Annotated in this window: 18 protein-coding genes and 1 tRNA gene; 7 read left to right on the forward strand and 12 right to left on the reverse strand. The window is 66.9% G+C overall.

All coding sequences use genetic code 11. The annotated features are described in order from the left end of the window. Positions 1-64: 64 nt before the first annotated feature. Entirely contained in the window at positions 65-457 is a 393-nt protein-coding gene (gene acpS / locus CH274_RS15675) for a holo-ACP synthase AcpS (RefSeq protein WP_008715184.1), read from the reverse strand. Beyond that, the gene (locus CH274_RS15680) at positions 457-9,762 is read right to left on the reverse strand and encodes a type I polyketide synthase (RefSeq protein ID WP_094658002.1); all 9,306 of its coding nucleotides are present in this window, start codon (positions 9,760-9,762) and stop codon (positions 457-459) included. Before CH274_RS15680 ends, acpS begins: the two co-directional genes overlap by 1 nt. Positions 9,763-10,198: 436 nt before the next feature. Between CH274_RS15680 and CH274_RS15685 the strand changes: the two genes are divergently transcribed. Then, a complete protein-coding gene (locus CH274_RS15685; RefSeq protein ID WP_094647407.1) occupies positions 10,199-10,930 on the forward strand; it encodes a hypothetical protein in 732 nt (243 codons plus the stop codon). On the opposite strand, the gene CH274_RS15690 is transcribed toward CH274_RS15685, so the two are convergent. Continuing rightward, the gene (locus CH274_RS15690; protein ID WP_094658003.1) at positions 10,897-11,688 is read right to left on the reverse strand and encodes a TetR/AcrR family transcriptional regulator; all 792 of its coding nucleotides are present in this window, start codon (positions 11,686-11,688) and stop codon (positions 10,897-10,899) included. The two genes, CH274_RS15685 and CH274_RS15690, sit on opposite strands and share 34 nt — an antisense overlap. Before the next feature lie 93 nt (positions 11,689-11,781). Here CH274_RS15690 and CH274_RS15695 point away from each other — a divergent pair. The 4 genes from CH274_RS15695 (at position 11,782) to CH274_RS15710 (ending at position 13,429) form a co-directional block, all read left to right on the forward strand. Beyond that, positions 11,782-11,863, forward strand: a tRNA-Leu gene (locus CH274_RS15695). A gap of 65 nt (positions 11,864-11,928) precedes the next feature. After that, a complete protein-coding gene (locus CH274_RS15700; RefSeq protein WP_032394807.1) occupies positions 11,929-12,588 on the forward strand; it encodes a maleylpyruvate isomerase family mycothiol-dependent enzyme in 660 nt (219 codons plus the stop codon). Positions 12,589-12,677: 89 nt separating this feature from the next. Next, complete coding sequence (locus CH274_RS15705) at positions 12,678-13,079, forward strand: glucitol operon activator (protein ID WP_032394656.1); 402 nt, start codon at positions 12,678-12,680, stop codon at positions 13,077-13,079. Continuing rightward, the gene (locus CH274_RS15710) at positions 13,076-13,429 is read left to right on the forward strand and encodes a DUF3817 domain-containing protein (protein ID WP_032394657.1); all 354 of its coding nucleotides are present in this window, start codon (positions 13,076-13,078) and stop codon (positions 13,427-13,429) included. Before CH274_RS15705 ends, CH274_RS15710 begins: the two co-directional genes overlap by 4 nt. A gap of 2 nt (positions 13,430-13,431) precedes the next feature. On the opposite strand, the gene CH274_RS15715 is transcribed toward CH274_RS15710, so the two are convergent. The 8 genes from CH274_RS15715 to clpS all read right to left on the reverse strand — a co-directional run bounded on the left by CH274_RS15715 (position 13,432) and on the right by clpS (position 19,287). Continuing rightward, entirely contained in the window at positions 13,432-14,238 is an 807-nt protein-coding gene (locus CH274_RS15715) for an esterase/lipase family protein (RefSeq protein WP_094658058.1), read from the reverse strand. Positions 14,239-14,247: 9 nt separating this feature from the next. Further along, positions 14,248-14,862, reverse strand: coding sequence for an RdgB/HAM1 family non-canonical purine NTP pyrophosphatase (gene rdgB / locus CH274_RS15720; RefSeq protein ID WP_094631379.1), 615 nt, complete (start codon positions 14,860-14,862; stop codon positions 14,248-14,250). Continuing rightward, entirely contained in the window at positions 14,855-15,640 is a 786-nt protein-coding gene (gene rph, locus CH274_RS15725; protein WP_045194515.1) for a ribonuclease PH, read from the reverse strand. Before rph ends, rdgB begins: the two co-directional genes overlap by 8 nt. A gap of 21 nt (positions 15,641-15,661) precedes the next feature. Continuing rightward, positions 15,662-16,420 carry a cyclic nucleotide-degrading phosphodiesterase gene (locus CH274_RS15730; RefSeq protein ID WP_176459274.1) on the reverse strand — a complete coding sequence of 253 codons (759 nt, stop codon included), beginning with the start codon at positions 16,418-16,420 and terminating at the stop codon, positions 15,662-15,664. 112 nt (positions 16,421-16,532) lie between these two features. Continuing rightward, positions 16,533-17,162 (reverse strand): rhomboid family intramembrane serine protease, encoded by a 630-nt coding sequence (locus CH274_RS15735; protein WP_094658059.1) that lies wholly within the window; start codon positions 17,160-17,162, stop codon positions 16,533-16,535. Positions 17,163-17,221: 59 nt separating this feature from the next. Next, positions 17,222-18,307 carry a P1 family peptidase gene (locus CH274_RS15740; protein ID WP_094658004.1) on the reverse strand — a complete coding sequence of 362 codons (1,086 nt, stop codon included), beginning with the start codon at positions 18,305-18,307 and terminating at the stop codon, positions 17,222-17,224. Positions 18,308-18,316: 9 nt separating this feature from the next. Then, positions 18,317-18,886, reverse strand: a complete 570-nt coding sequence (aosR, locus tag CH274_RS15745) for an oxidative stress transcriptional regulator AosR (RefSeq protein WP_032394662.1) — start codon at positions 18,884-18,886, stop codon at positions 18,317-18,319. Positions 18,887-18,927: 41 nt separating this feature from the next. Then, positions 18,928-19,287 (reverse strand): ATP-dependent Clp protease adapter ClpS, encoded by a 360-nt coding sequence (gene clpS / locus CH274_RS15750; RefSeq protein WP_176459275.1) that lies wholly within the window; start codon positions 19,285-19,287, stop codon positions 18,928-18,930. A 58-nt stretch (positions 19,288-19,345) separates the two neighbouring features. Between clpS and CH274_RS15755 the strand changes: the two genes are divergently transcribed. Further along, the gene (locus tag CH274_RS15755; protein WP_045194510.1) at positions 19,346-20,695 is read left to right on the forward strand and encodes a nicotinate phosphoribosyltransferase; all 1,350 of its coding nucleotides are present in this window, start codon (positions 19,346-19,348) and stop codon (positions 20,693-20,695) included. Positions 20,696-20,745: 50 nt separating this feature from the next. Further along, positions 20,746-22,794 carry an ATP-dependent DNA helicase gene (locus CH274_RS15760; protein ID WP_032394664.1) on the forward strand — a complete coding sequence of 683 codons (2,049 nt, stop codon included), beginning with the start codon at positions 20,746-20,748 and terminating at the stop codon, positions 22,792-22,794. Between the two features lie 9 nt (positions 22,795-22,803). Here the strand turns inward: CH274_RS15760 and glgP are convergent, their stop codons facing one another. Then, a complete protein-coding gene (gene glgP / locus CH274_RS15765) occupies positions 22,804-25,326 on the reverse strand; it encodes an alpha-glucan family phosphorylase (protein ID WP_032394665.1) in 2,523 nt (840 codons plus the stop codon). Between the last annotated feature and the right edge of the window lie 180 nt (positions 25,327-25,506).

Consider the following 25,506-nt stretch of genomic DNA (forward strand, 5'->3'; position numbering starts at 1 on the left):
GCACAGACGAAAGGCCCGCCCGATCACCTGGATCGGACGGGCCTGACTCGTTGTCGGAGCGAACTCACTCCTCCAGAATGGCCACGGCAGCGGCGATGTCACCGTCGTGCGTCAGCGACAGATGAATCTTCACCGTCGGCAGGAACTCCTGCGCCATCCCGTGCAACTTGATGGACGGCCGGCCCCACGCATCGTTGACCACCTCGATCAGCGGATACGGGTTGTCACCGATCTGCGGCGGCCGAGCGAATCGCGATGTCGCCCATGCCTTCAGCACTGCTTCCTTGGCCGCCCACCGTGCTGCGTAGTGGCGGGTCGGATCGGAACTCTTCGTCGCGGCATGACGGCGCTCGCCCGCGGTGAAGCTGTCGCGGATCATCGTCGTGCCGACCTTCTCCATCTGCTCGGCGAAGTCGGACACCGTCACCAGGTCGAAACCCACTCCCAGGATCGCCATCAGATGGCACCCGGCAGACCGGAGGAGTAGACGTCGTCCTCGCCGAGGCGAGCGGACTCGTTGAGCAACACGTTCGCCTCCAGTTCACGTGACGTCTTGGCCGGCGTCCCGTCATGTCCGAGCCGTCGATCGTCGGGCCGCTCGTAGAGGGAGTCTCCCCCCACCATCGCGGAGATCAGCCTGCGTTGACCGGCGATCCGGCGCTCGTTCGCCTTCGCGATGTACTCCGCACGCCGGTCCGCCGGAACGGCCTCGACGAATGCCTGCGGGTGCACCAGGGCGATGAGTCCGGACACGTGGCCGAATCCGAGGGACGTGAGCAGACCTGCCTTGAGCGGCACCGAGTCACCGAAGCGCAGCGGCTCCCGTGCCCACACCAGATGCTCGAACGCGGTCATCTTGTCGTCGACGCAGTCGAGGCTGCGGTTCGGCGGGATGACACCGTTCGCCAGCACCTGGCACAGGCCGATCAGCTGCCAGGCAGCCGCTCCACCCTTCGAGTGTCCGGTGAGGCTCTTCTGCGAGACGACGAACAGCGGAGCGCCGTCCGAACGGCCGATGGCCTTGGCGAGGCGGGTGTGCAGTTCCGCCTCGTTGGGGTCGTTGGCTGCGGTGGAGGTGTCGTGCTTGGAGATCACGGCCACGTCGTCTGCGCTGACGCCGAGTGCGTTGAGCGAGAGTGCGAGCGCCGAATCCTTTCCGCCGCGACCGGCACTGAGCGCACCGAGTCCCGGAGCCGGGATGGAGGTGTGCACTCCGTCGCCGTACGACTGTGCGTAGGCCACCACTCCGAGGACCGGCAGGCCCATCTCAAGTGCCAGGTCGCCGCGAGCGAGCAGAATCGTTCCGCCGCCGTGGGATTCGACGAAACCACCGCGCCTGCGGTCGTTCGCCCGCGAGAACCGCCGATCGCTGATGCCCTTGGCGGTCATCGCTGCCGAGTCCGCCGTGGCCGACATGTCACCGAAGCCGATGATGCCTTCGTTGCTCAGGTCGTCGAAGCCGCCGGCGACCACGAGCTGCGCCTTGCCCAGCTTGATCTTGTCGACGCCTTCTTCGACGGAGACGGCCGCGGTGGCGCAGGCGGCGACGGGGTGAACCATCGCGCCGTAGCTACCGATGTACGACTGGACCACGTGCGCAGCAACGACATTCGGCAGAGCCTCCTGCAGGATGTCGTTCGCACGAGCATCACCGAGCAGGGTGTCGATGTACAGCGAGCGCATGGACTCCATGCCGCCCATGCCGGTGCCCTGTGTGTTGGCCACCAGCGTGGGGTGCACCCAGCGCATGAGTTCCGACGGGTTGAAGCCCGAGGAGATGAACGCGTCGACCGTGGTGACGATGTTCCACAGTGCGACACGGTCGACCGAGCTGGCCATGTCGGGCGAGATGCCCCACTTGGTCGGGTCGAATCCGGTCGGAATCTGCCCACCGACGGTGCGAGTGAGCTTCATCTTGCGCGGGACGCGAATCTCGGTGCCCGCCTTGCGGGTGACCTGCCAGTCGCTCGAATCCGGGACCGGCGTGATCAGCGTGTGCTCGGGATCCGCTGCTGCGAACGACCGGGCGTCGATCTCGGTTCCGACCACGAACGTCAGGTCGTTGTCGAGGAAGACCGAGGTCATCAGCGGAGCGGTGTTGCCGACCATCGCGCCGTCGTCGCCGTAGGTGCGGATGCCGCACTTCTCGACCACGATGTCGTGGTACTTGTCGGCGATGTCCTCCTCGGGCACCAGGTCACCGGACTCGATGTCATACCAACCCGGCTTTGGATCGTTCTCCCAGGCGATCAGGCCGGTGTTCCACGCTAGTTCGAGAACGCCTGCGGCAGAGAGCTGCTCGTCGACCTCCATCTCGAAGCGGGTACGTGCCGAACCGTACGGTCCGAGCTCGCCCGCACCGACGATGACGACGAGGTCTTTCGGGTCGACATCGAGTGTCGGCCACGCCGGAGCGGTGGTCGTCGTCGACAGCCGCGGCGGTGCGGGCAGTGCCGCGATAACCGAACTGTCCACGACCTCTTCGGTCTTCTCAGCCACGGCCGCAGCTGCGTCTCGAGCGAGTTCGACGAGGTTGAGCTTGGTGTTGGCCAGCCCGCCCGTGAGATCGGCGACGATCGGCTCCTGCGCAGCCTGTCGGCGAGCGGCAGGCGTGCACAGTTCGAGCAGCTCGGTCGCCATCTCGTCGGTGGACCAGGTGCGTACACCCTCGGCCTCGACGGCCTCGACGATGGGATCGTTGCCACCCATCAGGCCGGTGCCGCGCACCCACCCGATGTGAGCGTGGGCGATGGACACCCGCTCGGCCCAGTTCTTCTCCGAGCCCCACTTGGCGACAACAGCATCGAGTGCAGCCTTCGATTCACCGTAGGCACCGTCGCCACCGAACATTCCGCGGTTCGGCGATCCCGGCAGCACCACGTGCAGGTGGGTGTCGATGTCGGTGTCGTGACCGACCTTGGACAGTCCGCCGATCAACCGTTCGACCGACCAGAGCAGCACGCGCATTTCCATCTCGGCGCGAGCTCCGGCGTCGGACATCTCGCCCATGACCCGCGGTGCGGCGAACGGGAACAGCATCGTCGGCGTCGCTGCGGCCTTGACCAAGGTCTTCGCGCCACCAGCAGTGTCGACGAAGTCGCTGCCGATCCACTCGATGAGCGCATCGACGTCGGTGTACGACGCGATGTTGGCCGGAACCACCCACAGCGATGCTCCGCTGCGTGCGTTGTCGCGGTAGAGGCTGCGGTAGAAGCCGAGTCGCTCGTCGTCGAGCCTGGAGGTGGTGACGAAGACCGTCGCTCCCCCGGCCAGCAGCTTGGCTGTCACCGCAGCTGCGATGGAGCCCTTGCTGCCGCCGGTGACCACTGCGACCTCGTCGGACCACTGGCCCTTGTCCTCGGATGCGACCGCGATGCCGGAGATGCGTCCGAAGGTCTCGGCGAGCACGGTCTTGTTCTCGTGGTCGGCCTTGGCCTTCCACCACTGTGCCTGCGACGCAACGGCATTGCCTGCGCCGGCGAAGGACTCGACCGAGATGTCGCCTGCGGTACCGAGCCACAACCGGGCCAGATCCTCACGGGCGGTTGCCCATCGGTCGTCGATCAGGACGGCGCGCTTGGCGTCGAACGCCGGGGCGACGAGGCGAGGCCAGTCGGATCCCAGCTCGGCCGAAACCAGCTCGACCAGAGCGGCATCGGGATTCTCGGCCAGCACTGCGTTGGGAGCATCGGCGAGTCCGAGCTGCTCGAGTACCAGCCGGGCTGCGGAGGCGAGGACGCCGTCGCGGCCGGTGATGTGCTCGGTGAACTCACCGAGAGCAGCAGCGTCGACGGTTCCGCCGGCCCCGCCGCCTGCCTGCGGCATCGAGACTGCGACGCCGCGGCGTGCGGCCACCGCGGCCACGGCCGCGTCGATGACGTTGTCGACTGCGTTGCCGTCGGCGAGAGCGCCGTCGGCCAGGCCGCCGAGTGCGCCACCACGAACCGAGGCACCGTCACGGGTACCGAGAGCGACCTCGGCGGTGACGTGGTGCGCCCAGCCGTCGCCCAGTTCCCAGGTCTTCTTGACGCGATCGGCGATCGAGGCCGGGCGTCGACCCGAGGGGCCGAAGACCTTGCGGAGGTGGTCGTTGATGGAGTCGCTGAGCACCGGACCGAACGGCTTGTAGGTACGAGCCAGCTTGTTCACCGTGCCCGAGAGCGCACCCATGTCGGCATCGGCTGCGCCGTCGATGGCACCGAGCGAGAGCTCGGAACCGAGGTCGACGAGCAGCTGGTTACGACGCGAGGACACGCCGTCGCACAGTGCCTCGATGGTGTCGGCGGGCCCGATCTGATCGAGCTGCAGCTTGGTCCACAGACCGATGAGGATCTTGGTCGCATCGGCCGCGACGAACGCGATGTCGTCCGGACGAGGTCCGCCGGACGGTGCTGCGGCCGGAGCGGGCGCGGGTGCCGCGGCAGGGGCCGAAGCTGCTGCCGGAGCAGCGGCCTCCACCGGTGCCGACTCTTCCTCGTCGGCCGGAGCCGGGTCGGTGTCGGTGCCGTAGATGATCGCAGCCTCGCGCTCGAGGTTCAGTACCTCGACCGGGTGGCCAAAGCGGCCCGGCAGCTTGAGGGTCTGCGACGCGAGGTTCGCCACGGTCGGAGTTGCACCGAGGCCGATCTCGACGAAGCGCTCGACACCCATGCCACCGTCGGACTCGTCTGCGAACAGCAGGTCCTGGGTCTCGATCCAGCGCACCGGGCTGGCGAACTGCCAAGCAAGCAGCTCGGTCAGAATCACGCGGCACAGGTCGCTCGGCCGAGCAGCCCACGAATCGAACTCCGCGAGAACGGCGTTCAGCGGCTCGGACGGAACCAGATCGGCGATCTCCTGAACGAACTCGCGCTCGAGCGAGAACGGCTTGGGCACCAGGTTCGGGATGTAGCGACCCACCAGGATCGCCGGATCGATCTGCTCGGGGAGCAGAGTCTGGAGGCGATTGCGGAAGTCGTCGACTCCGCCACGCAGCACCGTGGAGTGGAACGGCACGTCGATGCCGGGAACCATGATGTAGGCGGCCTTGCCACCGAACTCGGCACGGCGGATCGCGATCTTCTTCTCCAGCTCGCCGAGGCCGGCAACCGTGCCTGCGATGGCGTACTGCGAGCCGCGCAGGTTGAGGTTGACGATCTCAAGGAATTCACCGGATTCTGCCGCGACACCGGCGACGAAGCCCTGTACGTCCTCGTCGGCCAGGCCGATCTGCGACGGGCGGATCGCTGCCATGCGGTAGTCGCTGCGGCCGCTGGCATCACGCGGAACGAGCGCGTGCATGGCCGATCCACGCTGGAAGACGACCTCGAGGACGGCTTCGAGCGGGAGCACGCCGGCTACGGCTGCGAGGGCGTTGTACTCACCGACGGAGTGGCCGGCGAGGATCGAGTTCTCCACGAACGCACCGGATTCACGCAGTTCGGCCACCTGTGCGACGCCGAGAACGGCCATCGCGACCTGGGTGAACTGGGTCAGGTGCAGCACACCGTCGGGATGCTTGTGCGTGACGCCCCGCGCCCTGAGCGACGTCGGGTTGTCGCGCACCACAGCGAGAATGGAGAAGCCGAGCGCGCTGCGGGTGTGCTTGTCGGCACGCTCCCACACCTCACGTGCGGCCTTCGAGCGAGACCGTGCGTCCAGGCCCATGCCCGCACGCTGGATGCCCTGGCCCGGGAAGGCGTAGACGGTCTTCGGCGGCGCGGTGCGAGCGGTGGCGACCATGACCAGTTCTCCTGCGACACGGCAGGAGACCTCGATCAGTTCGGCACCCTGGTCGAATCCGGTGCGGTCGACGCGAACGTCGATCTCGGCTCCGGGTCGAACCATGCCGAGGAAGCGTGCGGTCCATGCGGTGAGGCGACGCGGCGGAGTCTTGGTGTCCGCGTGGTCGACTGCGGTGACCGTCTGCTGGGCAGCGGCCGAGAGCCACATGCCGTGCACGATCGGGCTGCCGAGACCGGCGAGCAGAGCCGCGGCGTCGGAGGTGTGAATCGGGTTGTGGTCGCCCGAGACCTGAGCGAACGCGGCCATGTTGCGAGGGGCGACGATGGTGGCCTGACGACGGCGACGACGCGGGGTGTCCTGTGCGTCGGCGCTCACCGAGCCACCGGCGCGAGCCGGGTCGACGAGCTCGCCCTTGCCGGTGCGTCCGCGAATGGCGAAGCGCTCCACCAGAGTTGCGACGGCGGGAGCGTCGAGCCCCTCACCGAGCATGGCACCGATCTCGACGGTGACCTCGACGACGCGGCCGAGATCGGTGTCGAGCACCTCTCCGGCCGCGGCCTTGACCACGAGAATGGAGGTGTCGGTGGGCAATTCGCCGACCAGGGCGACGCTGTGATCGAGGTGCACCAGGTCGAGCATGCCTTCGATGACGTCGATGCCTTCGGCGTTGCGAGTGGCACCCAGGACGGCGAAGACGGCGGGCCAGCAGGCACCGACGAGGACGTCGGGAACGGCCTTGCCACTGACGGTCAGCGAGTCCGGCAGTCCGGATCCGGTGACGCCTGCGTGGTCGGCGATCAGATCGGGGATCCACGCGATGTTCAGCCGGGCAACGCCGCTCTTGACAGCCGGAAGTTCCTGGCCTGCAGCAACTCCGAGCAGAGCCGACATGGCCTGCTGGGCGTCCTGTGCGGTGACGACGGGCGCGCCACCGTCGATCGTCGAGGCCGGAACCGTCAGGCGGATGCGAACTTCCTTGCCCGGAGCGAGCGGAACCAGCAGCTCCACGTGCTCGGAATCGAGCACGGTGAGCGACGAGCCGGTCTGCGGGTGCGCCGCGACGGTCTCGGATTCCACGGTCCAGTCGGCCGGATCACCCAGGCGTGCAACGGGGTTCTGCGTCATGCGCGAGGCCCAGGTGACGTCGGGAGCAGCCAGCACGATACCCAGCAGTCCGGGTGCGATCTCGGCGTGGCGACGGCTGGCGACGGCCGTGGGCTCGATGCCCTCGGCGAGCAGCTGATCTGCGGTGGCCTTCTCGAAGCGATCGAGAAGCTCGCCCACGGGCTCGTCGACGCGAGTGATACCCGCGACGGCGACGGTACCGGGGATGATGCAGACCTGATCGGCCGAGTAGCGGGCGTCGTGTGCCTGCCACAGCGAGTCACTGCGCCACCAACGACGCACATCGCCGTCGACGACGGGGACGAAGTTGACCGGCTTACCGGGCATGCGGCACAGCGAGGTGAAGAAGGTGATGTCGGCCGGGTGCAGAACCACGTCGGCGGCGTCGGGGAACTGCGCGAGCAGCGACTTCAGTGCGGCGCGTGGGCGTTCGAGAACCTCGGCGTCGGCGAACAGGGTGGGGATGGGTCCGCGATCGACCGGATGCAGGCGAGCCTCGGCACGCTGCAGCATCTCCAGGAAGCGTGTCCGCCAGGTGATGTCGAGCCACACGGATTCGCGTGCCTCGGTCACGGCATCGGTGAACTCACCGCCGCAGTCGAATTCGCTGCGCGAGTCGGTTCCGACGGCCAGGTCGAGGTAGCGAACGAGCCACTGCTGGTACGTCATGTCGGCGACGTCACCGAAGAAGGGCTTCGCGGTGCCGTCGAGTGCGGCGATGATCTCGTCACGACGCTCGGCCACGGCGTCGGCGTTGCCGGCGACCTCGTCGAGCAGTCGGCCGCACCGAGATGCCGCATTGTCGATCTCGTGGATGTCGGCACCGAGCTGACTTCGGCCCGAGGCCATTCCGCCGTTGGCGGTACCGGCACCGACCCAGTCGGGGGTTCCGGGGGTGTCGACCAGAAGCTGCTTGACCTCGGGAGCCGTCGTGGCCTCCAGGGTCGCCATCGCTGCGGTGCCGACGAGGATTCCGTCGAGCGGCATCTTCGGGTAGCCGTGGACGGCCGACCAGGTACCGGTGAGGTACTCCGCTGCCCGCTCGGGGGTGCCGATGCCGCCGCCGACGCAGACGACGAGGTTGGGCCGTGACCGCAGCTCGGCGTAGGTGGTCAGCAGCAGGTCGTCGAGGTCCTCCCACGAGTGGTGTCCGCCTGCGCGGCCACCCTCGATGTGAACGTTGACCTGGTAGGACGGAACCTCGTTGGCGATGCGGATGACGGCGCGAATCTGCGCGACGGTGCCGGGCTTGAACGAGACGTAGCTGATTCCGGCCTCGGACAACTCTTCGATGAGAGCCACGGCCTCGTCGAGCTCAGGGATGCCTGCGGTGACGACGACGCCGTCGATGGCCGCACCCGCTGCGCGAGCGCGCTGCACGATACGGCGTCCGCCGAGCTGCAGCTTCCACAGGTACGGGTCGAGGAAGAGAGAGTTGAACTGGATGGCGCGGCCGGGCTCGAGGAGGGTGGAGAGCTCGGCGACACGATCGGTGAAGATGTCCTCGGTGACCTGGCCGCCACCGGCCAGCTCGGCCCAGTGGCCTGCATTGGCGGCTGCGGCAACGATCTTCGCGTCGACCGTCGTCGGCGTCATGCCTGCGAGCAGGATCGGCGAACGTCCGGTCATCTTGGTGAACGAGGTCTCGACCACGACTCGGCCGTCGGGCAGCGTGACCGGCGTGGGGGCGTAGGCAGACCATGCGGGCTGGACCTCGGGAGCAGCTCCCGGGGTGAGCAGGTTGCGGTGGCCTCCGCGTGAGGACGCGGCGATGATGCCGACGCCCTGTCCGCGCAGTGCCGGAGTGGTCATGCGGGTGAGCAGGTCGCCTGGGCCGAGATCGAGAATCCAGTCGGCACCGGCGTCGACGACACCGTCGATGGCGTCGACCCAATCGACGGAGTCCACGAGGATCTTCTGCGCGAGGTCGCGTGCGAGCTCGACATCGAGTCCACAACGCTGTGCCCAGGCGCTGACGAGTTCGACAGCGTCTGCCAGGGCGGGATGATGAAAGCCGATCTCGACGGGAAGCTGCTCGAAGACCGGGGCGAACACGGCACCGCCACGCTTCTTGGCGTCGCGGTCGCGCTCTTCCTCGGCAGCGATCTGCTCGCACTTCTCCTGCACGCGGGCCAGCTGGGCGGGAGGTCCCGAGAGCACGACGCGACGGCGGCCGTTGCGGATGGCGAGGGCTGCGGATCGCTCCGGCGCTCCGGCGATCGCGAGTTCGGCGATGATCGACTGCAGTCGTGCGGGTTCGACGTTGGCAACCGAGACCATCGGCGCGCGGTCTCCGGCACCGATGATGCCGCGGCGGCGGCCGACGAGACCTGCAGCGGCACCCACGAGCTGGGCGATCGCGAGGAAGCTCGCGTCCTTCGCGCCGTCCGCTGCGACGGATTCGGCGGCGATGAGACCCTGCGAGTGTCCGACGACCTTGACCGGCGGGCTCTGGGCGGGATCGAGTCCCTGCAACTTCAGTGCGCGCAGTGCCGCGACCTGAGTGAGGAACACTCCGGGCAGCGAGACGGCAGCGGAGGTCAGTGCAGCCTCGGAGGGTCCGTACGAGCCGGCGGTGTCGTCGTCGGCGAGGTCCTGTTCGAGCATCCAGCCGATCGGGTCGAAGCCGACCGAGCGTACGACCAGCAGCTCGTCGGCAACGGGTGCGAGAGTGACTGCAGCCTCGTTGACGAGATCGGTCAGTTCGGGTTCGAGCGCGGAGTCGCGAGCCAGTTCTTCGAGGGAGCTGAGCCACGGTGCACCCTGGCCACCGAAGGCCAGTGCGTACGGCTCGCCCGCGGCGAAACGATCTGCCAGAGTCCGAGAGCCGCCATTGCTTCTAGGGGATTTGTCTGCGTTGCCGGTGCTTCGCGAACCTCGTCCGTGTGATGGTGTGCTCTCGTTGATCGTCAAGGCTGAAGATTCCTCTCGTGGACGCCTCGGGGGTCGGGGCGTTCGCTGTGATGACTGCCCTGGCGCGTCGTGGGCAACAGGGTCGAAGCGGTGAGCCGGTCCTCGTCGACAGGTCTTCTCCGCGCTGCTCAAGGTTGACACAAAATCATGAGGAAATCCTCAGGTTTGCTCGGACGTCCGAGTGCTACCAGCGAGTACGTCGCTCGAACCGGCTTTACTTTTTGTTTACCCGACTCATCGGTAACCCGCATCCACGCTGGCGAGAGCATCGGGAGCGACGTCAGAACATGAGGAAAGCCTCGCATTTTTCGTTATCTTTTCGTGATGTGATCTCGAGCACAGACGAGCGCCACGCGACCTTGTCGGTGCGGTCCTCTACCTTGTGCGAACGAGCCGCTCATCGCCGAGAGCGGTCGACGAACTCCGGGGGGAATTCATGTATTCATCGGTAACGGACATCTGCACCGTGGACGAACTCGACGCGATGATTCTGCACATCGAATCGCATGTGCCGCAATCGCGTTCGCCGCATTGGACACCGGGATGGCGCGGCGAGAGCGAGGCGGCGTTGCTGGATGCGATCTTTTCCGCACGGGCTCCGTACGGGAGCCCGACCAGCGGGGTCCGCGCGGTGGTCCAACGATGGAGATCGCATCGCGGCGATAACCGACTCGACGACTTGACAACCCTCGCCGAACTGACCACTACTCCGGATCTACCCGTGGAGATTCTGTCCAACCGTCAACTGGTTCCGGGAAACAGTCGAACCAAGGCAGCTGCTGCAGCCGTAGCGGCACAGACGTTGATCTCGGTGGGGTTGAGCTGTTCGACCGACTTCGAGCAGCACACGAAAGAACAATTCGAGGCGTTCCGCGCGATCCCCGGTCTCGGCGAGACCACCTGGGAGTGCATGCTCGTCAATCTCGGCGTGCGTACCGACAAGGCGACCGCCCATTCGAACTCGTTCGTCGCCGACGCTCTCGAACCCCTCCACCGGAACCTCGCCGCCGGAATCGCCGAGGACCGCTCCCCCGTGATCCTCACAGCGGCAGCGAACGCACTCGGCACCGATCTCGCCTCGCTCGAGCATGCCGTGTGGCGATACCAGCACAAATCACGCAAGCCGAAGCAGCGTCACTCCGAAGCGGAACTGCGATCGGCATCCTGACCGCGAGACACCAGTGCCTCCACGCCGTCGAGAATGCACTCCAACCCGAACCGGTAGGCGTGCACGGGGTCGCTGGCGGCGTCGTACGACGTCGCCGCGGCCGTCCCGATCCGAGACGACACCGGAAATCGTTCGCGCTCCATGACCCGTTCGAGGATCGGCGCGGTAGCCGCCCACCACTGGGCGTCGGACATGCCCGACTGTTCCTTGACACGCGCCACGCCGGCGAGGGCTCGCGCGGTTCCGGAGACGTGAGTGAGTACCAGCGTGAGAACGGAGTCGATCTCGACGTCGCTCAGGCCGATGCCGACCAGGGGGCGCAACTCGGCCTCGTATTTGTCGTTGGTGTGCGGACCGAGCACGGGGCGTGCACCCTCCGCTTCGAGGAGCCACGAATGCCGTTGGTACAGAGTCCAATTGCACTCGGCGACGAAGTGCATCGCGGAACGCCATCCGCCGGCTACGGAGGACGGCTCGTCGACGCGAGAGTAGAGACCTGCAAGCGCTCGATCGATCATCAGATCGGCCAGGTCCTCCCGACCCGGCACATGCGTGTAGAGCGACATCGCGCCGACCCCGAGATGCTCGGCCACGTTCCGCATCGATACCGACTCGAGGCCGTTCGCATCGGCCAGTTCGATGGCGGCGTCGACGATCGCATCCACGCTCAGTCCGGTGCGACTCGGCTTGGCGTCGACTCGCCACAGCAGCCCGAGGGTCCGGGCCGGGTCGAAGGGGACGTCCTTTTTCGATGCCACTCGCCGAGTGTAGCGGGCGCCGTACGGTGTACACCTGCAACGTTCGCCCGCACCGGCGACGGTGACCGCCCAGGTTGTAGACTTCATCGGCACGCGCGAGTGGCGGAATTGGCAGACGCGCTGGATTTAGGTTCCAGTGTCTTCGGACGTGGGGGTTCAAGTCCCCCCTCGCGCACGACGGTCGTTCGACCCGGATTTTCTCGAGACTTCTGCAGGTTCCGACGTGTGAAGGCGGCTCGAATGTCCAGCAACCCCGACGACGACGCGATCTTCGCCGAGATTTCCGACGAACGACGTTCTCTCGCAACGACTCTCGAGACTCTCACTCCCGAACAATGGGACACACCCTCGCTGTGCGAGGCCTGGACGGTCCGCGACGTCGCCGCCCATCTGGTGGTGCCGCTGATCGTCCCGCTCTGGCAGTTCGGACTGGTCATGGTGCGTACGCGCGGCAATTTCGACCGCGCCAATCAACTGATGACCACGCGCGTTCGTCGCGAGCACGAGGACGACTTGCCCGCCTTGCTCACCGCTCACGCAGACAAGAAATTCACCCCGCCCGGCCACGGTCCGCTCGCCCCCTTGTCCGACGTTATCGTGCACGGACTCGACGTGTGCAGGCCGCTGGGCATCGAACACCACGTCCCCGAGCAACGCATGATCACCATGCTCGACTCCCTGGTACCCGCAACCGGCGCGGCACCGTTCAAAGGCCCCGAACTTCGGCTGCAATGGCGCGCGACCGATCTCGACTGGAGCCGTGGCGAGGGCCCGGTCATCGAAGGAACGGCCGGCACCCTGGCACTGGTTCTGACCGGACGGAGCAGCGCTCTCACCGACGTGACCGGGCCAGGGGCCGAGCAACTCGCCCAGGCACGGGCCAACCGTCGTCGGGCATGAGTCGCACCCGAGCCGTCCATGGTGAGAATCACCGCCGGGCCGCAGCACGCGACTACCTCCAGTAGTAGTACCTCCGGTACCGTCGAAGGGTGACTTCTTCCCGCCCGAACCGTCGGCCAGCACTGATTGCGCTGGTCATCGTGTCCGCGGCGGTGTGCCTGGGACTCGGCTGGTGGCAGTGGGAACGCTTCGAGGCAGTAGGCGGCAACGGTCAGAACCTCGGATACGCGTTCCAATGGCCCCTGTTCGCAGTGTTCGTGGTCTACGCCTACCGCAAGTTCGTCCGCCTCGAGGACGAGGACTCCGACGAGGCGGCTGCAGTGCGGCCCGACGGACCCACCGAGGTGCCCCTCGACCTGCTCCCCCAGCGGCAGGCCCCGGCGGCCGACGCCAGGGACCTCGACGATCCCGAAGCCAGGCAACTGCTCGAATACAACAGCTACCTCGCGGAGCTGAACGAATCCCGCGGGACCGACAGGAGCACCACGTGAGTTCGGCACCGGACAAGACGCAGGCGTCTGCGAACAAGACCCAGAAGATCGCTTCCGCGTTGCTGCGCTATCGCGTTCTGGCCTACGCCACGGGAATCTGGCTGCTCGTTCTCGTGACCGAGATGGTCGCCAAGTACGTTTTCAAGGTCGAGAACGTGCCCAATTGGATTGCCGTCGTGCACGGTTGGGTCTACCTCGTGTACCTCGTGCTCACGGTGGATCTCGCCATCAAGGTGCGGTGGCCCGCCGCCCGCACGATCGGCACACTGCTCGCCGGGACCATCCCGTTCCTGTCCTTCTACGTCGAGCACAAGCGCACCAAGCAGGTCAAAGCCGACTTCGGCGTCTGACGTCAGCAGTCGACCGGCTGCGCGTTCTCCGGATCCAATGCGTTCTGCACCAGCCGCTGAGCCAGCGGATCGTACGAGATTCCCGTGTGCTCGACGACGTTGGCCGGGCACAGGTCCTGCAACACCACGTTGGTGTTTCCCGCGCCGCTGAGCAGCGAGGCCGTGTACGGAACGACGATCTGGTCGTACCGGGTGACGATGGTGGTGTAGTCGATACCCGAGACGGTGTCGCTGCCCTCGTTCAGACGCTCGAGCACGTCGTCCTGCGTCGGCGGGCCCGCCGTCGGGTGGTTCGGTGGAGACAACGCCACGATCCGTGCCGCCGTTCGATCTCCGCCGAGGAAGCGGGCGTAGTAGCGCGGCACGGTGCCGCCCTTCGAGTGCCCCACGATCGACACCTTCTGCGCGCCCGTCGCCTCCAGTACGGAATCGACGAACATCGACAGTTCCGCGGCACTCTCGGGAGTGGGTTCGAGCGCACCGAACGCCCGAACCGGCCCGGTGTTGCCGTAGTCGATGGCGAACACGCAGTATCCGGCCTCGGCCAGCGTCGGCGACAGCGATGCCCAGTTGTCGTAGGAATTCTCCAGGAATCCGTGCACCAGCACCACCGGCTCGGGATGCTGCGCACTCGGAACACACGAGAAATCGTTCGCGCCCGGAGGCGTCACGCCAGGATGCGCGATCGAATAGGCGAGAGCCTCGGCGAAGGAGCCGGCTGCGGGTGCCGCGTCGGCCGGGGTGCCCGCCAGGCACAGTGCGGCTGCGGCGGCGAACACAACCGACGTCCGCATCGAAACGGTTCGCATCGCCACGAGCTACCGCCTCGCCAGCTCGCCGAGGCTCGGAACGAGCATGCGAAGCGCGCGACCACGATGCGAGGCGGCGTCCTTCTCCTCCGGGCTCAGCTGCGCGGCGCTGCGGCCGTCGCCCTCGGGCACGAAGATGGGGTCGTAGCCGAAGCCGTTCTCCCCCATTGGCTCTCGGCCCACTACCCCGCGCCATTCGCCCCGGACCACCGTCTCGGTGCCGCCCGGAATCACCAGGGCACACGCCGAGACGAATGCGGCTCCGCGACGCTCGTCCGGGGTGTCACTCAACTGCGCCAGAACCAGTGCGGTGTTGGCCTCGTCCTGCCCGTGCGTACCGGACCAGCGCGCCGAGAGCACCCCGGGCATCGCGTTCAGGGCATCGATCTCGATCCCGGAATCGTCTGCCACACAAGGCATTCCGGTGGCCGCCGCGCCGTCACGCGCCTTGGCGAGCGCATTCTCCTCGAAGGTCGCTCCGGTCTCGGGAGCCTCCGGGAACGGCGGCACCTCGTCCAGGCCCACCAGTTCGATTCCGGCCACTCCGGCGGCGTCGAGCACCCGCCGGAGTTCGCGCAATTTCTTCGCGTTCCGGCTCGCTACCAGAAGCTTCGACTCAGGCACCGAACTTCTTCTTCGATTCCGCGGCTGCAGGCTCGGGCAGTTCGCCGGGATACGGCAACGCCAAGGCTTCCTTCTGCACCTCGAACAATTTCTCGATACCGACGAACGCGGAGTCGAGCAACTTGTCGAGTGTGGTGCGCGGGAACGTCGCGCCCTCCCCGGTTCCCTGGATTTCCACCAGCGTGCCGGTGTCGGTGGCGACGACGTTCATGTCGACCTCGGCGCGCGAATCTTCTTCGTAGGGCAGATCGAGGCGCACTCGGCCGTCGACGACGCCGACGCTGACCGCGGCGATCATGCACGAGATCGGCTGCGGATCGGCCAGTCGTCCCGCGGCGCGCAGATAGGTGACTGCGTCGTTGAGAGCGACGAACGCGCCGGTCACAGCCGCGGTGCGGGTACCACCGTCGGCTTGGAGTACATCGCAGTCGAGGGCGATGGTGTTCTCGCCGATCGCAGCGAGATCGATGCATGCTCGCAGTGAGCGTCCGACCAATCGAGAGATTTCCTGGGTGCGGCCGCCGACCTTGCCCTTGACGGACTCGCGGCCGTTACGGGTGTGGGTTGCAGCGGGGAGCATCGCGTATTCGGCAGTGAGCCAGCCGAGACCGGATCCCTTTCGCCAGCGCGGCACACCCTCCTCGACACTGGCCGTGCACATCACCCTGGTGTTGCCGAACTCGACCAGCACCGACCCTGCCGGGTGGCTGGTGAATCCGCGGGTGATCTTGATGGTGCGGAGCTCGTCGTCCGCCCTGCCGTCTTCTCGTCTGGACACGACTCGAAGCCTAGCGCGTCGTCAGACGGTGAAGACGTCCCCTGGCAGTACCGCGTGCACCGGTCCGCTGAACTCTGCCTTCGCCTCGGCGATGACATCCTCCCGTGAGGTCCACGGCGGAATATGCGTGAGCAGCAGCTCCCCCACCCCTGCATCTCGCGCGATTCGGCCGGCCTCGGTTCCGGACAGGTGCACTCCCTCCGGCCGCTCGGGACTGTCGGTCCAGGACGCCTCGCACAGGAACACGTCGGCTCCGTCCGCCAGTTCTCGCACCGCCTGGCACATTCCCGTGTCTCCGCTGTACGCGAACGTGCGGCCTTGCGCGGTGGTGACACGCATGCCGTAGGACTCCGGCGGATGGAACACCTGCCGAGCCAGAATCGACAACTTTCCGAACTCCACGGTGCGGCCGTCCACCCAACGACGCAGGTCGATGGTGTCCGACATGTCGTCGATCTGCCCACCGCACTCGGCCGAGGCGACGCCGAGCCGGAACGCCGTGTCCTTCGGTCCGTAGACGATCGCTCGTCCCTCCGGCGGAGTGGGATGGTAGCGCCGCCACACCAGCAGCCCCGGAACGTCGAGGCAGTGATCGGCATGCAGATGTGAGAGCAGAACACTCACATCTCCCGGATCGGCGTAGCGCTGCAATGCCCCGAGGATGCCGGGACCGAAGTCGAGGACGACCGGGGAGGTCTCCTCTTCTTCCAGCAAGTAGCCCGACGCGGGCGAATCGGGTCCGGACACACTGCCCGAACATCCCAGGACGGTAATTCGCATGAAAGCCATGCTGCCACGCCGAGCGCATCGCTCGAAACGTTCGGGCAGTATTCACAGCGCGAGTCGGCGAAATTCACCGCAGGCGACAGCTGTGTCCGTAGTTACCCAGCGCCTACGGAGTGGGCCGGTCGAGCGACTTCATCCGCGCCCGCTCGGCCCGCGCATCGGCGGACAACAGTCGAGCGGCAACCACTCCGCCCACCGCGCCGAACAGATGTCCCTGCCACGAGACGTTCGGCTCGCTCGGAAGGATGCCCCACAGGGCGCTGCCGTACAGGACGAACACCACGACGCCGATCGCGAGTTGGCCGAGTCTGCGGGTGAAGAAGCCGCGGACGAGCAGGTAGGCGATGAAGCCGAAAATCAGGATCGAGGCACCGATCGTATTGGTGTACGAAGAGGCCGTGAGCCAGGTACCGAACCCACCGACCACCCAGATGATCCCGGTGGCCGCCAGCCCACGCGCCGGTCCGGACAGCAGCACCAGAAACCCGAGTACGACGATGGGCACGGTGTTGGCGATCAGATGCTGCCAGTCGTCGTGCAGCACGGGCGCGAACAGAATGCCCCACAACCCCTCGACCGAGCGCGGCTCGATACCGTTGCGTTCGAGTCTCGATCCGCTGGCCACATCGATGAACTCGATGACCCACAGCAGCACCGTGAATACTCCCACCAGCATGGCAGCCTGCATCCAGACCGGACGCTCACGCTGGGCAGGACGGTTACTGATCTCGCTCATGATCGCCTCCGAATTCGGTCCCACCACGGTACCGGGCAGAGGTGACACGCCCGAGTCCCTCAGACTCCCGAGCCACCGAACGCGGACGTGAAGATCTGGCGATACGTAGGAATGCCGGCCACCGAGGTGGCGTCGAGCAGGGCCCGGACGATGGCGCGCTCGACGACGATCGCCGCGGCCTCGGTGACCGCGGCCAGTACCGGGAGTTCCACCGAGAACGCGGCGGGTACCGAGGACTCCGGGCCGACGGGTCTGGTGCCGGTGGATACGGCGAAGATCGTGTCGCCGTCGAGTGGGGAATGTGCCGGTCGAACGGCACGCGCCAGACCGTCGTGACCGGCGACGGCGATCCTCTTGCACGACGCCGACGACAGCGCAGCATCGGTGGCGACAACACCGATCGTGGTGTTGAGCGCTGTGCCCTTGGGTTCGAGGGCGAGCGCGGCCCACAGCTGGTTCACATCGGGCTTGCGCATACCGAACGCCGCGGGCCCGAGCGTGCCGGTTCCCCACAACAGCCCCGTGCGCGGATCGAACACGGCCCCCACCGGATTGGCCACCATCAGTGCTGCCACGGTGACTCCGTCGGCAGGGCCACCCTCGATCACCGTGCTGGCGGTACCGACGCCGCCCTTGAGCACTCCGGCGCGAGCACCGACTCCTGCTCCGACCGATCCGGTCTCGAATTCGGTTGCTGCTGCTGCGGCAGCGAGGTAACCGAACTCCGCCGTCGGACGTGCCGTCCAGTCGCCTACCGGGAGATCGAAGATCACTGCGGCCGGCACGATCGGAACGACGTGATCGGGACTGCCCATCGGAATGCCCTGGCCGTGCTCTTCCAGCCACCGCATGACGCCGTCTGCGGCCGCCAGCCCGTAGGCACTGCCCGCGGTCAGCAGGATCGCGTTGACGTGCTGCACGGAATGGCTCGGATCGAGCAGATCGGTCTCGCGCGTTCCCGGCCCGCCGCCGCGAACGTCGACCGCGGCCGTGGCACCTCCGAGAGCGCGTACGACGGTGCAGCCGGTCGCCGAACCGGACCCCATCGTGGCGTCGTCGTCGAGGTCGTGATGATGACCGACCAGCAGACCTGCCACGTCGGTCAACGAGTCCCGCGGTCCGGGTGTCTGGAATGCAGCGGTCACGCGCGCGTCCTAGGGAATGAGGACCTGTACGAGAGAATCCTGCATCCAGGTCAGCCAGTGATACACGTCGAGATGCGGAGCGCGAGGATCACCCTCGTCGAGGACGTCGGGCGTGTCCGCACTGATCCCCAACGTCGTGCCGAGCGCCAGCCTCACGTCGTTGAGGCCGGTCAACCATGCGTCCGCCTGCTCCTGGGTCAGCACGATCTTGCCACCCGACTCGGGAACAGTGGCCAGGATCATCGATCCGGCAGCCAATTTCTCGTCGATGATCTCGGGCTCGTGAAGTCCTCGGAGAGCCCCGTTGAGATCGGTCGGATCCTCCTCGTCGCGGTCGGGATCGGCGCGATGGAAGTCCGGCAGCAGCCGGGCCAGCGCGGCATCCTCGGGCGGACTGTTGTGGCCGGTCCGCAGACCGGTCAGCGCTGCGAGCTCGTCGGTGGGAGCGGCGGCGGAACGGTCACGCAGCAATCCGAGAACCGAGCCGACGAGAGACCGAAGCACGGCAGCCTCACGCGCATCGATCTCGGATTTTATCTTGACCCCGGACAACGAATTCCGTCTCGTCCACGTGCGCACTGTTGCTGATGTCCTTCACTGACGAAGAGGTGGTGAGCTGGTTACTTGTCCTGCTGCATGGTGGCCCACAGACCGGCCGCGTGCAGCCGTCGAACATCGTTCTCCATCGCGTCGCGCTCTCCGCTCGACACCACGGCCTTGCCCTCGGAGTGCACCTGCATCATCAGCTCGGTGGCCTTGGCCTTGCTGTAGCCGAAGAGCTTCTGGAACACATAGGTGACGTAGTGCATCAGGTTGACCGGATCGTCCCAGACGATGGTGACCCAGGGGGTGTCGTGCGCTTCGTCGGCCGCGACGGCCTCGGTCTGTGCCGGGACCGCTTGCGGAGACGCGGCGACGACGTCCCCTGCCGAGAAGCCGTCCACGGGCAGAAGCGATCCATCCACCGTCAACCAAGGCATGCCCAACAGGGTACGGCGTATCGGGCCAGCGTCCCACGCTCGCCCCTTCGCTCGTAGTGTGGGCGAGGTGAGCAACGATGCGACCACAGATCACGCGAATCCCGGCGACGGTGCCAGCACAGCACTGCTGACCGATCAGTACGAGTACACGATGCTGTCGGCGGCCCTGGCCAGCGGTTACGCAGATCGAATCTGCAGCTTCGAGGTGTTCGCGCGCAGGTTGCCCGGCGGTCGCCGATACGGAGTCGTCGCGGGCACCGGACGCATCCTCGACGCGATTGCCCGTTTCCGCTTCGGCCAGGAGGAGTTGCGGATCGTCGCCGAATTCCTCGACGCCGAGACCGTCGAATGGCTGCGCAACTACCGCTTCACCGGCGACATCGACGGCTACCGCGAGGGTGAGCTGTACTTCCCTGGCTCCCCCGTTCTGACCGTTCGCGGAACCTTCGCCGAGTGCGTCGTCCTCGAAACGCTCGTGCTCTCCATCCTCAATCACGACAGTGCGATCGCATCCGCGGCAGCACGGATGGTGGCGTCCGCGAAGTCCCGTCCGATCATCGAGATGGGATCGCGTCGCACCCACGAGGAAGCCGCCGTCGCAGCCTCGCGCGCGGCGTACCTCGCGGGATTCACTGCAACGTCCAACCTCGAAGCCGTCCGCAGGCACGGCGTTCCAGGCGCGGGCACGTCGGCGCATGCCTTCACGTTGCTGCACACCACCGCCGACGGCCCCGACGAACGGTCCGCATTCGCGGCTCAGATACGCGCTCTCGGAGTGGCCACCACCCTGCTCGTCGACACCTACGACATCACCCAGGGTGTCGCCAACGCCATCGAGGTCGCCGGACCCGAACTCGGCGGTGTGCGCATCGACTCCGGCGATCTCGGCGTCCTCGCGCGCCAGGTCCGCGACCAACTGGACGCCCTGGGAGCGCCGAAGACCAGGATCGTCGTCTCGGGCGACCTCGACGAGTACGCCATCGCCGCGCTGCGGGCCGAGCCGGTCGACTCCTACGGCGTCGGAACGTCTCTGGTGACCGGTTCCGGTGCCCCGACAGCGGGCATGGTCTACAAACTGGTCACCGTCGACGGAATCCCCGTCGCCAAGCGCAGCAGTCACAAGGAATCGCGCGGCGGTACCAAAGCGGCGCTGCGCACCGCGCGGAGCACCGGCACCGCAGTCGAGGAGATCGTCCACCCGTTCGACGCTCCGCCGACCGTCGAGAGCGATCTGACGGTGGAGACGTTGACCACGCCGTTGGTCCGCGGCGGAGAACGAGTCGCCGACCTCCCCACGCTCGCCGACGGCCGTGACCTGCTGGCCCGACGCCTCGTCAGCCTCCCGTGGGAGGGTCTGAAACTGTCTCAGGGCGAACCGGCCATACCCACCCGCTTCGTCGAGGGGTGACAGCGGTGTCGGTACCGAAGCGAGTGGGCGATCGGCAGTAGTCTGCTTCGGTGCCGTCGAAGACCGAGTTGCCAACCGTTCCCGCTCTCCTGCAGGTCGCGGTGCACTCGCTCGGCGGCAAGGAGCGCAGCAATCAGCTGACGATGGCCTCGGCGGTGGCGCACTCGATCGACACCGGTGAGCATCTGGCGGTGCAGGCAGGCACCGGAACCGGCAAGTCTCTTGCCTACCTCGTTCCCAGCATCCGGCACGCTGTGGAATCGGGCAGGACCGTCATCGTCTCCACGGCCACCATCGCACTGCAACGGCAGCTGGTCGACCGCGATCTCCCGCGCCTGTCCGACGCCCTGACCGAGGCTGTCGGCCGTCGACCGAAATTCGCAATCCTCAAGGGCCGCAACAACTATCTGTGCATGAACAAGATCCACACCGGTGCTGCGCAGGAGGCCCCGGATGCGGAACTGTTCGACCCCTTCGCCGTCTCACGCATGGGCCGCGAGGTGGTACGGCTGACCAAGTGGTCGTCCGAGACCGAGACCGGCGACCGCGACGACGTCGTGCCCGGGGTCAGCGATCAGGCCTGGCGGCAGGTCAGCGTCACCGCCCGCGAATGCCTGGGCAAGTCCCGCTGCCCCGTCGGCGAGGACTGCTTCGCCGAACGCGCCCGCACCGAGGCCGCCCAGGTCGACGTCGTGGTGACCAATCACGCGCTGCTCGCGATCGACGCGATCACCGGAATCCAGATCCTGCCCGAGCACGACGTCGTGGTCGTCGACGAGGCCCACGAACTGGTCGACCGGGTGACCGGTGTGGCCACGGAGGAGCTGTCGGCCGCAACCGTCACCGCCGCGGCTCGGCGGAGCGCCAAGTTGATCGAAGAGGAGACGGTCGATCAGCTCGAGGGTGCCGCCGAGAACTGGGCCGCGATTCTGGACGAGCTTCCGCCGAGCCGGTGGCAGTCCCTACCCGACGGCGTCGGCCCAGCACTGGCTTCGATTCGTGATGCCGCCTGGGCAGTGCGCACCGCGATCGGCCCCAACAAGCAGGGCATGGCAGCGAGCGATCCCGAGGCTGCCGCAGCTCGCAGCGCGGCTCTGGTCGCGGTCGACGAGGTTCACGACAGCGCGGTTCGTGTCCTCACGGCGTTCGACGAACCAGATCCGGCCAAGCGCAAGGACGTCGTCTGGCATGCCGTCGACGACTTCCGCGGCAACGTCAAACGCACGGTCCGCATCGCGCCGCTGTCGGTGGGCGGACTGCTGCGGGCTCGCCTTTTCGCCGAGTCCACCGTGGTGCTCACCTCGGCGACCTTGACCGTCGGCGGATCGTTCGACGGGTTGGCCGTCAACTGGGGCCTGCCTGCAGAGAAGCCCTCGCGCAGTGACACCGCGATGGCGTCGGGTGTGGAACCGCCGTCCGACACCGGGTCGATCCGGTGGAATTCGCTCGACGTCGGCTCGCCGTTCGACCATGCCCGGGCAGGCATCATGTACATCGCCAAGCATCTGTCTCCGCCCGGACGCGACGGCCTCTCGAAGTCCTCTCTGGACGAGATCGAGTCGCTGGTCAGCGCCGCCGGTGGTCGCACGCTCGGACTCTTCTCGTCCATGCGGGCCGCGAAAGCCGCCGCCGAGGAGATGCGCGAGCGCCTCGACACCCCGATTCTGTGCCAGGGCGACGACTCCACCGGCGCACTGGTGCAGAAGTTCGCCGACGACGAGGCCACTTCCCTGTTCGGGACGCTGTCGCTGTGGCAGGGCGTCGACGTCCCCGGCCCATCGCTGAGCCTGGTGATCCTGGACCGCATTCCGTTCCCGCGGCCCGACGATCCGCTGTTGGTCGCCCGGCAGCAGGCCGTCGAATCCCGGGGCGGCAACGGCTTTCTCGCGGTCGCCGCCAACCACGCAGCCCTGCTCCTGGCGCAGGGCGTCGGCCGACTGCTCCGCAGCGTCGACGACAAAGGTGTTGTCGCCGTTCTCGATTCACGACTTGCCACTGCCCGCTACGGCGGCTACCTGCGCGCCTCGCTGCCGCCGTTCTGGGAGACCTCGGATCCGGAGGTAGTGCGCAAGGCGCTCACCCGGCTGGCCGGAAAGTAACGCGTCCGGCTACGGAGTCGCCACCAGACCGAGCTCGGCATCCGAGGCGAGGCCGTGGTGGTGAGGTAGCACCCGCACCGTGTATCCCACTGCGCCGCTGTGCGGCAGCAGCGTCTCGCCCGCGTAGATGTGCTCACCACCCTCGGTACCCACGTGCGTCATGGCCGTCGTGCGGATGTCGGTAAGGTTCTCCTCCTCGTCGACGCGTCCCACGACCGCCTGCACCACGACGTCCGACGGGTCGAGTCCGCCGAGATCGACGTCGGCGCGCAGCGAGAGATCCGCGCCGATCACCGGGGTGTCCGGCAGACCGTCACTGTCGACCCGGGTGACTTTCACTGCGCTCCATGCCTGTTCGACGCGCCGGCGGTACGACGCGACATCCGAGGCACCGCGGTTGTTCTCGGCCGAAGCCGCGCGGGCGGACTCGGCAGCGGGGGCGTAGTAACCCAGCGTGTAGTCCTGAACCATTCTCGACGCCAGCACTTTCGGGCCCAGCTGCTCGAGGGTGTGCCGCACCATTTCGATCCAGCGACTCGGTACCCCGTCGTCACCGCGGTCGTAGAACTTGGGTAGTACCGCCTGTTCGAGCAGTTCGTACAGAGCAGCGGCTTCGAGATCGTCCCGCCGATTGTCGTCGGTGACGCCGTCCGCGGTGGGGATCGCCCAGCCGTTCTCCCCGTCGTACATCTCGTCCCACCACCCGTCGCGGATCGACAGGTTCAGGCCGCCGTTGAGCGCGGACTTCATGCCCGAGGTACCGCAGGCTTCGAGCGGTCGCAACGGATTGTTCAGCCACACGTCGCATCCCCAGTACAGGAATCGAGCCATGGACATGTCGTAGTCGGGCAGGAACACGATGCGGTGCCGTACGTCGGCCTGGTCGGCGAATCTGACGATCTGCTGGATCAGCGCCTTTCCGCCGTCGTCGGCGGGGTGCGACTTGCCCGCGACCACCAACTGGACCGGGCGAACCGGATCGAGCAACATGGCGCGCAGTCGCTCGGGTTCGCGGAGCATCAGGGTCAGGCGCTTGTACGTCGGCACTCGTCGAGCAAATCCGACGGTGAGGACATTGGGATCGAAAACGTTTGCTGTCCAACTGATCTCGGCCTCGGTCGAGCCACGTTCGAGGGCCGAGCGCCGCACCCGACGCCGCACCTCGTCCACCAATTGCGCCCGCAGAGCGTTGCGCGTGGACCACACCTCGTCCGAGGACATCGGTCCCGACTCCGCCCATTCCCGGGCAGACCACGTCGGAGCATGAACGCCGTTGGTGACCGATCCGATCGGCACCTCGGATGCGTCGAATCCCGGCCACAGGTCGTTGAACATCTCGCGGCTGACGATGCCGTGCAACTTCGACACCCCGTTGGCACGTTGCCCCAGCCGCAGTCCCATGTGCGCCATGTTGAACACCGAGGCGTCGGCCTCGCCGCCGAGGGCGAGAATTCGATCCATCGGCAACCCCGGCAGCAGCGCCGAGTCCGCGCCGCCGTCCGCACTTGCGAAGTAGTGCCGCACCAGATCGGCCGGAAACCGGTCGATTCCGGCGGGGACCGGGGTGTGGGTGGTGAAGACGGTGCCCGCTCGCACCGCCGCCAGCGCTGCATCGAAGTCCAGTGTTCCCGAGGTCACGAGTTCGCGTATGCGTTCGACGCCGAGGAATCCGGCGTGGCCCTCGTTCATGTGGAACACCTCGGGATCGGGCAGCCCGTGTGCACGGGTGTAGGCCCGGATCGCCCTGACTCCGCCGATACCGGCGAGTATCTCCTGCTTGATGCGGTGATCCTGGTCGCCGCCGTACAACCGGTCGGTTACCCCGCGCAGCTCCGGGTCGTTGTCGGCGATATCGGAATCGAGCAGCAGCAGCGGGACGCGTCCCACCTGGGCGATCCACACCCGCGCTCGCAGCACCCGAGATCCGGGCATCGAGACGTGGATCAGCACCGGAGAGTCGCCGTCGTCGGTGAGCAACCGCAGTGGCAGACCGTGCGGGTCGAGGGACGGATAGCGTTCGGCCTGCCAGCCGTCGGCCGTCAGCGACTGACGGAAGTAGCCCGAGCGGTAGAGCAGCCCGACACCGATCAACGGCAGGCCCAGGTCCGAGGCAGCCTTGAGGTGGTCGCCGGCGAGGATTCCGAGCCCGCCGGAGTAGTTCGGCAGGACCTCGGTGACACCGAACTCCATCGAGAAATACCCGATGCCCGACGGCAGAGCACGCCCCTCGGCCAGCTCGTTCTGGTACCAGAGCGGTCGAGCGAGGTAGTCGTGGAGATCGGCCTCGGCGGCGTCCAACTCGGCCAGGAAGTGCTCGTCGGCCGCGAGTTCCTCGAGACGCGCAGGTGCGACGGCTCCCAATACGGCCACCGGATCGCGCTCGAGCTCGGTCCACAACAGTGGATCGATGTGCTCGAACAGATCCTGCGTCGACGGGTGCCACGACCACCTGAGGTTTGTCGAGAGCTCGGCGAGGGCATTCAGGCGGGCGGGAAGGTGGGCTCGGACGGTGAATCGACGCAAAGCTTTCACAGGGTCGAACCCTACCCACGCACACCTGTGTCGATGGGCGGCTTGGACGAAATCCGAGATGTAGTGCCCACCGCGGGCAGTATGCGTCGGCGCACGCGCCATCTGCATTGCTGCACTACGGTTGACGAGTAGAAGCACACCAATATCGGTTCGATCAGAGGTTGCGCCCGCGCAGCCATA

This window comes from Rhodococcus sp. 06-418-5 (genome assembly GCF_002258285.1).
In the GTDB taxonomy this organism is placed as follows: domain Bacteria; phylum Actinomycetota; class Actinomycetes; order Mycobacteriales; family Mycobacteriaceae; genus Rhodococcoides.